The organism is Dokdonella sp., assembly GCF_035703485.1.
Classification (GTDB): domain Bacteria; phylum Pseudomonadota; class Gammaproteobacteria; order Xanthomonadales; family Rhodanobacteraceae; genus Dokdonella.
Genome location: NZ_DASSYD010000118.1, coordinates 1 through 12,824 on the forward strand (window position 1 = coordinate 1; position 12,824 = coordinate 12,824).

Genomic DNA, 12,824 nt, shown 5'->3' on the forward strand with positions numbered 1-12,824 from the left:
AACTCGCCGTTGCGCTTGACGAACTCACGGGTTCCATCGAGCGGATCGACCAGCCAATAGCGCGTCCATTGGCGACGAACATCCCAGGAAATTTCTGCGGACTCCTCGGACAGAATCGGAATATCCGGAGTCAGCTTGCTCAAGCCGTCAACGATGCAGCGATGCGCGGCCAGATCCGCCGCCGTCAGCGGCGATCGATCGTCCTTGTGCTCGACCGCAAACTCGCTTTCGTAGACTTCAAGAATCGCCGCTGCGGCCTTGCGCGCAATCGCGCAGACCTCTGGAATCAGGGCTTCCAGATTCATGGTGTCGGCCGGAAGCGGCCAGCGAGAAATTCGCGAGCGATGAACAGGGCCGCGATCGAGCGACCTTCGCTGACCTCGGGTTCCTGCAGCAGGGTATGCAACTCACTCAGTTTCCATGGCACCACTTCAAGCTCCTCGGGCTCATCGCCTTGCAGACGTTCCGGGTAGAGATCACGCGCCAGCACAACGTGAGCCATCGCGCTCATGTAGGTTGGCGAAGCCGACAACCTGGTCAGGATAAGCAAATCACGTGCGCCGAAACCGATCTCTTCCTTGAGTTCGCGATTTGCGCCCTGCTCCGCGGTTTCGCCGGGATCCAGACGTCCCTTGGGCAGGCCAAGCTCGTAACTGCCGAGACCCGTCGCGTATTCACGGATCAGCAAAACGGTGTCCTCGTCCCGCATGGCAACCATGATCACTGCACCGAGGCCCGACGTACGCAGGCGCTCATGGGTGCGCCGTTCGCCGTTGGAGAATTCAAGATCAACCTGCTCCGCGCGCAGGAAGCGACTTTGTTCGATGGGGCGCGTCGCCAGCACGACGGGGGGTTTCCTTCTCATCCATGAATTGTAACCGCAAGCACGTGCAGGCATCGCCGGACCAGCGCTCAACAGAGCCGTCACGCCGTCATATGCCCGGACCAGGCATGAATACGCTACCCGAGGTTACTGCCGCTCAGACCCCTAACCGGTATGCTTGTGCGCTTGATGAATGCGATAGCCCACCCATGACCGTGTTGCGTCCGCGCCTGCGTGGCCTGGTATCCAAACTTGCACTTTTTTATGTGCTGTTGTCGTTGCCGACACTGATTGTCGTCGAGGCAGTGATCCTGACTTATGAGTTCCAACGCTTCGTCAACGGTGTTGAACAAGGCAGCCTTGAACGCGCGACCGAAAGCGGAGCCGCGGCCTTGCTGGGCAAATGGCCTGATTTGCACAACGGCGGCACGGTTGACGCGACAGCTTTGCAGGTTTGGCTCGATGCCTGGACACTTCGTTTGCAGCAGCCACGCGGCGGCTTGACTCCGGATGAGTCCTACATCCTGCTTGAGCTCAATGACATCCCTCTGGGTGCGGCGATTTTTGATGCCGACAACGAGTTGCTCGCGCGTACCGAAAACAACGCTCGATGGGCCCTGGATCTACCAACACCATCGGAACTTCATGATGCAGACGGCGCCGTGGGAGCGAAGGTCACTTCGCTGGCCTCCAGCGACAAGAGCTTCACCATTCAACGCTTCGTAATCCCGCTGCACGATGCAGGCGGCGCTCGAATGGGATGGTTGTTTGTCGAATTGCGCATTCCGCCACCATGGCGTCACTTGTTGGTTGATTCGAGCTTCGAGTCACCCACCGTTTTCGCGTTCCTGATCGTGTTCGGCCTCGCTTCTTCGCTGTTTCTTGCTGCCTGGGTGACGCGCCGATTGAACCGGATCGAACGCGCAGCCATGGCCTGGAGCCGTGGCGATTTCTCCAACCGTATCGACGACCGTTCAAACGACGAGATTGGCGGATTGTCGACCATGCTTGATGGCATGGCTCTCGACCTCAAGGGTCTGCTGCGGTCGCGCGCGCAGCTGGCGATGCTCGCCGAGCGACAACGCCTGGCCCGCGATCTGCACGATACGGTCAAGCAGAAAGCCTTCGCCCTGAACCTGCAACTGGCCACGGCGCGACGCATGCTCGGTGATACAGCAGGCAGCGAACGACTCGAACTGGCCCAGCGCCTGACCCAGCAGATCCAGCAGGAACTCGCCCAGATTCTCGATGAAATGCGCGCCTCGGACGCCGAACTGCCATTCGCCGAACGCCTGCGCATGCGCGCCAATGACTGGGCGCACAGCAGCGGCGCGAGTCTGGGTTTCGATATCAACGACGTTCCGTCGCTGGCCGCAGGCACCGAAGAATCCCTGCTACGCATCGTCGATGAAGCGCTCTCCAATGTGCTGCGTCACAGTGGCGCCCAGCATGTCGATCTGAGCCTCCGTCGTGCGGCGGAACGCGTCAGCCTCATCATCGACGATAATGGTTCGGGTGCAGCCGACCCGTCGACCAGGGGCATGGGGCTGCGCAACATGCGTGATCGCGCCGAGACCCTGCCCGGCGGCCACTTCGAATTCGACAGCACACCGGGTCGCGGCACGCGCGTCACCGTCAGTTTTCAAACCGAGGTAACGAGATGAGCAAGCCAATCCGCATCGTCATCGCAGACGACCATGACCTCGTTCGTCAGGGTATTCGTGGATTTCTCGAAACCCACGCCGACCTTTCCATCGTTGGTGAAGCCGGCAGTGCCAGCGAAGCCGTCGACCTGTGCAAGGAGCAGAAGCCGGATGTCGCGCTGGTTGATCTGGTCATGCCCGGCGGCGGAATCGAAGCGACGCGAGCCATTCGCGGTGCCAGCCCGAACACCCAGGTGGTCCTGCTGACTTCATTCGAGGATGTGCAGCAGATTGTTTCGGCAATCCAGGCCGGGGCACTTTCCTGCTTGCTCAAGGATGTCGACGCCGATGCATTGGCCGATACCTTGCGCAAGGCGGCCCAGAGTGAAGCGGTGCTGCACCCGCGGATTGCCGCACGTCTGATGGACGCGATGCGTCGCGGCGTCGAGCCGGGCAGCGCCGCACTCGAATCCCTCAGCCAGCGCGAACGCGAAACCCTGACCCTGGTCGCCGAAGGACTCAGCAATCAGATGATTGCCGAGCGCCTGGGCATCGGCGAGAAAACGGTCAAGACCCACGTCAGCAACGTGCTTGGCAAGCTCAACGTCAGCGACCGCACCCAGGCCGCTGTCTACGCCTGGCGAAGCGGCATGAAGCAGCGCGAGCCGCAGTAACGCAACGCTGATCAAACAGCGCCAAGCGGGGCGTTTCGCTGATTGCCTGGCAGCCTGTCGGTAGTGGCACATCGCTCACGTGCAATGCGGGCAATTTCGCGAACCGCCGGATGCGGCGAAACCGCAAGATCCTTGGCGATATGAATGAGAAAGGATGGGCTTCCCGCGTCGACCGCACGCTGCAACCAGGTCACAGCTTCGCTGACCCTGCCCTGCTCGATCAGAATCTGCGCATGACTGGCCTGACCGCGAAAGTCACCGGCTTCGGCGGATTTCCGATACCAGCTGCTGGCCGCGATCGGATCCTGCGCCACCTCCCAGCCTTCTTCCAGATAGCGACCGACAAGGTTCATCGACTTGGCGTGACCGAGATCGGCCGCCTTGCGGTACCAGCTCAGCGCTTCGCTGCGCGATTCAGTGACACCGCGCCCGGTCGCGAGCAGATTGGCGTAGTTGTACATGCCCCAATCGTGACCAGCCTGCGCTGACTTTCGATACCAGACTGCGGCAAGCACCGCATCGGCGACGGTTCCAGTACCGAGTTCATGGCAGCGTCCGACCATGTTCATCGCCTCCGGCATGCCGGAGTTGGCCGCCAATCGATACCAGTGCAGGCCTTCACTTGCATCGAGCGCGACACCACGACCCTCGCAATGCATTTGCCCGAGCAGGAATTGCGCAGCGATTTCGCCGGTCAGCGCAGCCGCACGGATTGCCTCGATGGCCGCGTCGGGATCCTCGCGCAATGCGGCGATGAGATGATCCTGATCCAGCCCGGTAGAGGCCGAAGTCGATGCCTCAGACATCCGACCAGGCACGCAGAAGATTGTGATAGACGCCGGTCAGGGAGACCAGTTCAGGTGCGTCGGGGACACGTGCGGTCAGCGACTGGATAGCGACATCCAGCTCAAACAATTGGCGCCGCTGCGCATCGCTGCGAACCAGGCTCTGCAACCAGAAGAAAGAGGCCACTCGCGCGCCGTGCGTCACCGGCGTGACCTTGTGCAGGCTCGAACCCGGATACAGGATCAGATGTCCGGCCGGCAACTTGACGCGATGCGATCCATAGGTGTCCTCGATGACCAGTTCGCCGCCGTCGTATTCATCGGGTTCGGCAAAAAACAGCGTCGCCGAAAGATCGGTTCGCACCGGCAGCGCCGGTTGCTGGCGGCGGTCATAGCGGATCGCGTTGTCGATATGCATGCCGAAGTGTTCGCCACCCGTGTAGCGATTGAACAGCGGCGGATAAATCGTGTGCGGCAAGGCTGCGGCAAAGAACGTCGTGTTGCGCGACAGGGCATCAAGGATCAGTGCACCGAGTTCGATGGCCAGCGGATCATTCTCAGCCAGCTGACCATTGTTCTTGACCTGGGCAGATTGATAGCCCGCCGTGCGTTTTCCATCTTTCCATTCAGCATGGGCGAGGCGCTCGCGACAATGGGCAAGCTCATTCGCATCAAGTACATCCGCAACATGAACCAGCACGCAGGCACCTCCCGATTTTGCAAGCAGGTGGCGAGAACCTTCGCCACCTGCTTTTGCAATGACTCAGAACTTCAGATTGGCCGTCAGCAGCACCGAGCGTCCGGCAGCAGGCGAGACGAAGTGAACCGGATAGGCCTTGGTGTAGTAGGTCTTGTCGGTCAGGTTTTGCAGGTTGAGCTGGAAGCCGAGCTTTTCCGTGGCCTGCCAGTTGGCCATCGCATCGAAGCGCCAATACGAAGGCATGCCGAATTCGGTCAGCAGGCCATCGGCGGCATTGACCCGGTAGCTGCCGGCCACATCATCGGCATAGAACGCACCACCACCGAAACTCAGACGTCGCGAGAGCTGGTAACTGCTCCACAGGCTGAAGCTGTTTTCCGGGATGTTGGCCAGCGGCGTGCCGTTGATCGGATTCGGCTCACCACCGACGAAACCGCCATCAACCAGTTTGCCCTTCATGTAGGCATAACCGGCGAAAACGCTCCAGGCCTCGGTGATGTTGCCGGTCGCTGAAAGTTCGATTCCGCGAACGCGTGATTTGCCGATGTTCTGATAACTGCCATCGACATCAAGCTGGCGTGCATTGGTCTTTTCCGTGTTGAACAGATCGGCGCTGACGGCGAGGCGATCGCCGAACAAATTCCATTTGACACCCAACTCGATATTCTTCGTCCTTTCCGGATCGAGATCGTTGATGCTGATCGGATTGGTGTCACTGCCCTCGCTGAGGAAGCTGCCTGGTGGAGTTGCCGAGTTGGCCAGCGACAGGTACACGCTGCCTGCCTCGACCGGCTTCCAGACCAGACCGATCTGGCCGGTGACTTCGTTGCTGGTACTGCGATGTTCTTCGGTAACTTTCGGACCACTGTAGCCACGCGGACAAACCGATCCAGGCAGGTCAGGGCAATAAGTGACCGGAGCCTTGGTCGAGAAGCGGTCGAAACGCAGACCGAGGTTCAACAACCAGTTCTCGCTGAAATGCATGGTATCGAGCAGGTACAGCGCCTGGGTGTCAGCGGTCGTGCGGGTCGGGTCGTTGGCACGCACGATCGGCGCCGGAACAAAGCTGTCCGTCGCCGAATCATAGGTGCCTGACTGCCACGGATCGTTCGGATTCGGGTTGCTCAGGCTGGTGCAGTTGAAGAACGAGGGCGCACCGACGCCGAGGGTTTCGCAGGCGGTCGATGCATTGATGTAGGGCACGATGTAGCGGTCCTTGAACGCTTTCTCGTTGGCCAGCTCAAGTCCGACGTTGAAGACGTTTCGGGTAGCGCCGAGCTTGAATTCTCCCGAGAGATCGGTCTGGTTGATCGCCGATACGGTGTTACCCGCACGCGTATTCACGCGCCGCCAGACTTCTCCATTGATCACATTGCCCTGGCTGTCATCGGGCATGCTGACGATGTAGTCCTGCTGCGAGCGACCGTAGCGTGTGGTATTGCGCAGACTCATTCCGTTGCCGAATTCGTGACGGATCTGCAGTGTGCCGATATCGACATTGGCGTCGCGGAAATCACGGTTGACCAGGCCATAGAAGTTGCTGCTGTCGCCGCCATCATCCGGACGCACGACGCGCACCCCGGCCGGAATGCTTCTGAAGCTGTAGCGATAAGGAATGCCGGCCTCAGGCAACTCATCGGTTTGCAGATGGTAGAAGCCGAGGGTCGCTGAGGTCGTACTGTTGAGGCCAAAGGTGACCGATGGCGCAAAACCGAATCGACGACCGTTAACCGCGTCGCGCCCGGCAACACCGGCGTCCTGACCCATGACATTGACGCGCAGCGCAGCGTTGTCACCAATGAGCACGTTGGTGTCGAGAGTGGCACGCCGATACTCGGCATTGCCCAGCCCAAGCGCGATCTGGGTGAAGGCCTCGGCAACCGGTGCCTTGGTCACCAGATTGATGCTGCCGCCGCCATTGGAGCGGCCGCTGTAGACCGAATCCGGGCCCTTGACCACTTCGATTTGCTGGATGTTGAAGGTCTCGCGCGTTTGCGAACCGGCATCGCGAACGCCATCGACAAAAATCGACCCCTGCGAATCGAATCCACGCAGATAGGGCCGGTCGCCTTGCGGATTGCCGCCCTCACCAGCACCAAAGGTGATGCCCGGGATCAGACGCAAGGCATCGACCAGATCAGTCGCACCGACATCACCAATCAAGGCCTCCGGCAGAATCGCCACCGAGCGCGGCGTATCCAGCAGCGGAGCGGTGAACTTGCTCGATGCCGGCTCGCTGATTACATAGCCATCAACCTGGATGCTGTCGAGTTCGCGCGCGTTGTCGGCATCCGGAAGATCCGGCGGTGTATTGGCGTCGGCAAAGGCCGGCGCGGTCGCCGAAACGAAAATACTGCCGAGTGCGGTTGCCAGGAGTCGGCGTGGCGAAGCCTGGGACGTGGAGATATACGGTGAGGAAGACATCAATGTTCCTTGAGTGGATTTCAATCAGAAGCGGCGAATGCGTCTGGCTGTCACCAACGACAAAGCGGACCAGGGCGTTCCAGGTCTGCTCGGGCGCGACCAGGTCGCGAAGCCGGGAAACCGGAATGTGGCCAGCGCTTTTGAGGGCTTGAGTGTGGCTGCGCAGGATGCGAATTAAACACTAGATGCGAATCATTCGCAACCGTATTAAGCGCTCAATCTGCTATCGCATCAAGTCGTCTTCAGTCCATCAGGGATTGAACAGTGCCAGGGCTTCGGCATGCAGGGCCGGCGTGCCGGCGAGTGCGTCGCGGATGTCGAGGTCGATGGTTCCGCCTTTGAGCGGAGTAAAAATGCCGCCTGCTTCGCGAACGATGACGGCGAGTGCGGCGATATCAAGAATATTGAGATCGGACTCGATGACCAGATCAATCGAACCCCGGGCCAGCAGGTGATAGTGCAGGAAATCGCCATAGCCGCGGATGCGGCCGACTCGCTGGACGAGTGAGCCGAGCGCCTGCCAACGGTCTGGATCAGTCGCCATCGACTTCAGATTGCCGGTAGAAACAGCGGCCATCGGACCAAAATCGATGGCGTCCGAGACACGCATTCTCTGTCCGTCACTGGCATTCGTCCCGATGAAGGCACCACCACCGCGAACGGCCCAGGCACGCTCGCCGTATTCACCAGCCGCCGACACGCCAAGCACCAGGTCACCCTGATGCATCAGGGCAATCTGGGTCGAAAACATGGGATAGCCACGGACGAAGGCCTTGGTCCCGTCAATTGGATCGATCAGCCATAGAAAATCGCTTTCACCTTCACGACCGTGTTCTTCGCCAAGAAACGCGTGATCCGGAAAGCGCGCGCGCAACACATCCTTGATTGCCAACTCGGCTTCACGATCGGCCTCGGTGACCGGCGTTGCATCCGCCTTGGCATCAACCGAGAAGTCGTGGCTGGAATAGCGCGCATGGATACCCAGCGCTGCCGCGTCTGCGGCTCGATGCGCGACTGCCAGTGCCTCGGCCAGAAATGAAGAGCTCAGCGTCATGCTCAGAACAGTTTGAACAACTGACCGGTGATGACCAGATGCGACGAGCCATCGGGTTGTGGCTGACCGACATAGCGCAAGGCATCCTGCACGCGCGGGTCATCATTGCGCGCGGCGAGGAAAGCTTCGACTTCGAATCCGGCGGCGGTCATCCTGAACTGACCGTTGACCTCAAGATTGCCCTTGCCGTCGTCAGCCACCGTTCCGGCAATGCTGCCATCGGGCTTCGAGGCGAAATCGGCGAGGATGTCGGAAAAGCGCGCTTCTGCAGTACCCGTGACACCCGCTTCGCTCCAGCGTGCGGTTCCGTTGGCGTCACTGATCAGGCCCTCGTACAGACTGACCTTGGCAAAGGTTCCGGTAATCGTGCCGAGCAATTTCAGCGAAGGAACATCAAGAACCGGCGACATCAATGAAGCCGGCACCCGAAAGCGCACATCATGAGCCGTGATGCGACCATCGGCGTCGCGCTCGACCAGCCCGGAGGTGACAATGTCGGCGCCGCGGATGCGCAGATCGGCATGCACGCGACGTGCAAACAGCGGCAGCTTCTCGACTTGCCAATCCAGCTCGCCAAGATCACGACCGAATACGCTGACACCGTCGGCATGACCCGACCACACGGTACCGCGCACACCGACCAGTGAGATTGGCCCCAGGCGTGTCGCGACATAGCGATAGGCAACATCAGCCGGCAGGGTCCAGGCAACCGCACCCGCAATGACGACGATCAGGATCAACAGGGCGAACAGCCACTTGAATAGTTTCATTTTTCCAGGATTTCAGGGAAGGACGGGGTTTGGTTTGCACATCGCGGCGATCAGGGTATGTCCTCAAGCGTTACCCGCGCGTTCACGAGACCTGTCGCATCGACCCGGTCGGCGGAGAAATCCGTGATTTGAACGCCGTAGTCGCGGGCCAGGCTCTCGATCCAGGCCATCAGGGTATCGAACGAGGCAAACTCGAAACTGGCACGTACGCTGTTGGGCCCAACCGGTTCGAGGCGCTTCAGCACACCTTCCAAACCGGCGCCGCGGGCGCTGACATCGGCCAGCGCGAGCAGCGATTTGCCTTGTCGGTCCGCACGCGAGCGCACTCCGGCATTGCGCAGATGATCCACCTCGGCTTCCGCCACGCGGACGAAGGCGAGATCACGTCGCGCATTGTCGAGCTGGCTGGCGAGTCGTTCCCTTTCAGCCGCCAACGGGTGCCAGATGAACGACCAGACCAGAAAAATCGCGACGACGATCGCACCGATGATGAGCACGCGACGATCTCGCAGCGTCTGTTGATTCCACCATGTCGCGATCATGGTGCGTCCCCACGGATGCGTATGCGGCCATCGACGCCGGTATCCGCCGGAACCGAAGCCGTGACCTCGGCGCTCAGGCCGGGAATGGCGGAAAACTGCTCGCGCATGCTGTCGAGCGTGGCCACATCGGGCGCGCGCAAGCCCACTTCGAGGATGCCATTGCGAAACTCAAGGCCGCGCATCTGCGTTCGCGTGGTACGTCCGAGCACCGGCGCGATCTGACCGAGCAGACGCAGGAAACCACTGGATTCACTGCCACCACGCAAACGTTCGAGACGATCACGCATGACGCTCTGCGGAGCCCGTGATCGCTCGGCGGCGCCAAGATCGGGGAACGTCTTGAGCAGGCTCTCCGTCATCGCCGCGTCGACGTTTGCGACTTCTTGTCCAAGCTGACGCACTTCGAGACCGCGATGGACGAATGCCAGGATCACGAACGCAGCCGCAGCGATCGCAACGCGTCGCCACCAGCGTGTGCCACGCGCCTGACGGTGGTCGCTGGCAAATTCTCCACTGAGCAGGTTGACGGCCGACCGGCCCAGGTCGCGCGCCAGAAATGCAAGCGGATCGCGCAAGCCCGCTTGATACGAGGCAAAGTGCTGCCCGATTGCGGCATCGCTTTCGTCATCGAAATCGTGCGCTTCGATCGCCCGATCAATACCGCTTGCACGGACCTGCGTCAGCCAGTCCGAAAGTTGTGCGCTCGAACACGTCAGCGCTGACCAGCGATCGAGACGAATCAGAACCTGTCCCTGGTCAATCATTGCACTCGCCGACTCCGCGGAAAACGGCAACACCAGCGATTCCGGGATCAACACATCAGCGCGCACGCCGAGTGCTGCAAGCGTTGCAATCCATCGCTGCATGCGCGTGCGCGCAACCACGGCCACACCAACGCGGCCATCGTTGTCCGCATGGATCGCGAAATGCTGGTCCTCGACCGCACCAAGCAATTGATCCTCGACCGCGAACGGCACCGCCTGCTGCAGTTGCGCTGAACTGCGCGCATTGACCCGTGTCTCGATCAACAAGACATCCTCGGCAGGCACGAGCACCACGATCTCGTCAGCGGCGGCGATGACTGCAGCAGATGGCGGGGTCGACTGGCTCGACGAGAGCACGCGGCCGTCCACCGATTGGCGTAACCAGGCAAGCTGGTCGCTACGATCGAGGCGCAGAATGAGGCGATCGGACATTCGTTGAGCTCCTGGACAACCGGTCGATTGTACGAGAACTGCAGCGGATGCCGGAAATCCGCCTTGTCGACGCCAGCAAACCCGTGCAATCAGAGAGTTGGATGAATGGCCCGGTCCGATTCATTCATGGAAGCGCGATGATCCCGATGGACAGCGGATGCGCTCGGATTTTCACGATGGAGGTGATGCCATGAATTATCGCCAGGTGCCTGAGATGTCGAATGGAATCATCGAATGCGCGAGGGCGCGCGCTATTCACCAGTCATCCGGACCGGGCATGCATAAACGCTTGGTTCTACTGAGCCCGTGATAAAGTTGCGTCTCTTTTTCGCTGCGGCCACGCGCCGTCCTACTGCCTATGTGCGCTTCACGTTCAACCTTGCCCAATCGCTTCACATTTGCGACCCATTGCCTCCTGCTCCTTGCATTCGTTTTCGCCGCACCGGCAATGGCTGCCAGTGGCAGCAAATCCTCGACCGGGAAGTTCGTGCCGAAGTCGCAAATCATCTGGCGTGGTGACATCGTTTCGGCACGCGGATTCATCAACGACCTGGTCGATGCCTATCGCAAAGAGGAGCAAGGCCTGTTGACCGTGCAACCCTTCAGCACGATCTCGGGAATCGATGCGGTGATCGACGGCAAGGCGGATATTGCCGGCAGTGCCCGCGCCATGAACGAGGAGCGCGAAGTCGAGCAACAACTGGTCTTCCAGCCGGTCGCTCTTGATGCCATCGTTGTCGTAACCCATCCGCGAAATCCGGTCAGCAACATCAGCCTCGCCCAGTTGCGCCAGATATATCTTGGCCGGATCAAGAACTGGCAGGAACTCGGCGGCACGAATGCGCCGATCAACCTCTACTCGATTGCTGCACCACTCGATGGCGTCGAGTTCAGTTTTCGCAACCTGCTCTACAAGCGCGGTGAGCAGCGCGTGGCCGCGCCCCGCCTGTACCTGAATACGAGCAAGCTGGAAGAAGCCATTGCGATTGATCCAAACGGCCTCGGCCTGACGACCCTGTCGAGCGCCTTTGCCAACCGCGGCATGAAGATGCTCAACGTCGAGGGCATGACGGCGAGCACGCAAAGCATCGCCGATGGCAGCTACCCGCTGTTCATCACGCTGTATGTCGTGCAGCGCGCAGATTCGCCCAATCGTCCCGCGATCGATGATTTCGTGCGCTTTCTCGGATCAGCTACGGCACTGCAAGCGATGCGCCAGCACCAACTCGTCCCTTATGCAGAAGCCGGCGATGTCTACACACGCGACAGCGAACGCCTGGCCTTCATTGATTCGGCCATCGTTTCGGTAACCCCGGCCGATGTCTCCGCGATGCCTCGCAAGCGCCAACCCAGGCCGATCGCAGCGCCACGCGCCACCTTGCAGGAACGCATCGCGATTGCTCCGGGCGCTGAATCCACCGAGGAAGCGCGCAAGAATCTTGGTCGTGCCGAAAAAGCCAAGGCGGCCAGGGAAGCCGCCGCAGATTCCGATCCGAATCCACTCTGAATTCCGCCGATGCCATGGAGATCCATGCCGTTTCGCTTGACCTTGATGACACGCTCTGGCCGATTGATCCGGTCATCAAGCGTGTCGAACAGAAGGTTGACGGCTGGCTGCGCAAGCATTGCCCGGAAGTGGCTGCGGCATGGCCGATCGAGTCACTGCGCACGCTTCGCAATCAGGTTGCCAGCGAGCATCCCGAGCTCGCGCATGATTTTGGTGCGCAACGCCGCCTGACTTTGCAGCGCGCCTTCGCTTCGTTCGATCTCGGCGAGGACTGGGTTGAGCGCACCTACGAAGTCTATGAGCGCGTGCGCAATGAGGTCGAATGCTACGCGGACACGACGCCTGCGCTGGCCCGCATGGCGGCTCGTTTTCCGCTGATCGGCATCACCAATGGCACTGCGCAACTGGAGCGAATCGGGCTGCACGAACACTTCCGGTTCAGCGTCAGCGCCATTGATGTCGGCGTCGCCAAACCTGACAGCGTGATTTTCCATCACGCCTGCGAGCGACTTGGTATCCTGCCGGAAAATGTCCTGCATGTCGGTGACGACCCACTGGCCGATGTGGCCGGAGCGCGCAATGCCGGCATGCGCACGGCCTGGCTCAATCGCAGGGGCGACTCATGGCTACACGAGACAAAACCTGACCTGCAAATGACCGATCTCGGCGCGCTCGCAGATTGGCTCGATTCCGAAACCTGACGAGA

13 protein-coding genes are annotated in these 12,824 nt (G+C 60.4%); 4 read left to right on the forward strand and 9 right to left on the reverse strand.

The features are described from left to right. On the reverse strand, positions 1 to 305 hold a 305-nt coding region (locus VFN25_RS08820), incomplete at its 3' end, for a 3'(2'),5'-bisphosphate nucleotidase CysQ family protein (RefSeq protein ID WP_325140950.1). Continuing rightward, positions 302 to 865, reverse strand: a complete 564-nt coding sequence (gene nudE, locus VFN25_RS08825) for an ADP compounds hydrolase NudE (RefSeq protein ID WP_325140953.1) — start codon at positions 863 to 865, stop codon at positions 302 to 304. The genes nudE and VFN25_RS08820, both read right to left, overlap by 4 nt. A 167-nt stretch (positions 866 to 1,032) precedes the next feature. Between nudE and VFN25_RS08830 the strand changes: the two genes are divergently transcribed. Beyond that, positions 1,033 to 2,487: a sensor histidine kinase gene (locus VFN25_RS08830; RefSeq protein WP_325140955.1), complete on the forward strand. Its 1,455-nt coding sequence runs from the start codon at positions 1,033 to 1,035 to the stop codon at positions 2,485 to 2,487. After that, positions 2,484 to 3,140 carry a response regulator transcription factor gene (locus tag VFN25_RS08835; RefSeq protein WP_325140957.1) on the forward strand — a complete coding sequence of 219 codons (657 nt, stop codon included), beginning with the start codon at positions 2,484 to 2,486 and terminating at the stop codon, positions 3,138 to 3,140. Before VFN25_RS08830 ends, VFN25_RS08835 begins: the two co-directional genes overlap by 4 nt. 11 nt (positions 3,141 to 3,151) lie before the next feature. Here the strand turns inward: VFN25_RS08835 and VFN25_RS08840 are convergent, their stop codons facing one another. From VFN25_RS08840 to gspL, 7 genes are all read right to left on the reverse strand, one after another. After that, the gene (locus VFN25_RS08840; protein WP_325140958.1) at positions 3,152 to 3,946 is read right to left on the reverse strand and encodes a tetratricopeptide repeat protein; all 795 of its coding nucleotides are present in this window, start codon (positions 3,944 to 3,946) and stop codon (positions 3,152 to 3,154) included. After that, complete coding sequence (locus VFN25_RS08845) at positions 3,939 to 4,625, reverse strand: Fe2+-dependent dioxygenase (protein ID WP_325140960.1); 687 nt, start codon at positions 4,623 to 4,625, stop codon at positions 3,939 to 3,941. The genes VFN25_RS08840 and VFN25_RS08845 overlap by 8 nt, the downstream gene beginning before the upstream one ends. A 63-nt stretch (positions 4,626 to 4,688) precedes the next feature. After that, positions 4,689 to 7,049 carry a TonB-dependent siderophore receptor gene (locus VFN25_RS08850; RefSeq protein WP_325140962.1) on the reverse strand — a complete coding sequence of 787 codons (2,361 nt, stop codon included), beginning with the start codon at positions 7,047 to 7,049 and terminating at the stop codon, positions 4,689 to 4,691. A 250-nt stretch (positions 7,050 to 7,299) separates the two neighbouring features. Beyond that, positions 7,300 to 8,103 carry an inositol monophosphatase family protein gene (locus VFN25_RS08855; protein WP_325140965.1) on the reverse strand — a complete coding sequence of 268 codons (804 nt, stop codon included), beginning with the start codon at positions 8,101 to 8,103 and terminating at the stop codon, positions 7,300 to 7,302. 2 nt (positions 8,104 to 8,105) lie between these two features. Beyond that, on the reverse strand, positions 8,106 to 8,873 hold the full coding sequence (locus tag VFN25_RS08860; RefSeq protein WP_325140967.1) for a type II secretion system protein N: 768 nt from the start codon (positions 8,871 to 8,873) through the stop codon (positions 8,106 to 8,108). A gap of 50 nt (positions 8,874 to 8,923) precedes the next feature. Next, on the reverse strand, positions 8,924 to 9,415 hold the full coding sequence (locus VFN25_RS08865) for a type II secretion system protein M (protein WP_325140969.1): 492 nt from the start codon (positions 9,413 to 9,415) through the stop codon (positions 8,924 to 8,926). Further along, the gene (gspL, locus tag VFN25_RS08870; RefSeq protein ID WP_325140971.1) at positions 9,412 to 10,611 is read right to left on the reverse strand and encodes a type II secretion system protein GspL; all 1,200 of its coding nucleotides are present in this window, start codon (positions 10,609 to 10,611) and stop codon (positions 9,412 to 9,414) included. Before gspL ends, VFN25_RS08865 begins: the two co-directional genes overlap by 4 nt. Positions 10,612 to 11,059: 448 nt before the next feature. Here gspL and VFN25_RS08875 point away from each other — a divergent pair, with 448 nt between their 5' ends. Further along, positions 11,060 to 12,118 (forward strand): substrate-binding domain-containing protein, encoded by a 1,059-nt coding sequence (locus tag VFN25_RS08875; RefSeq protein WP_325140973.1) that lies wholly within the window; start codon positions 11,060 to 11,062, stop codon positions 12,116 to 12,118. A gap of 14 nt (positions 12,119 to 12,132) precedes the next feature. Continuing rightward, on the forward strand, positions 12,133 to 12,819 hold the full coding sequence (locus VFN25_RS08880; protein WP_325140975.1) for an HAD family hydrolase: 687 nt from the start codon (positions 12,133 to 12,135) through the stop codon (positions 12,817 to 12,819). The last annotated feature ends 5 nt before the right edge of the window (positions 12,820 to 12,824 follow it).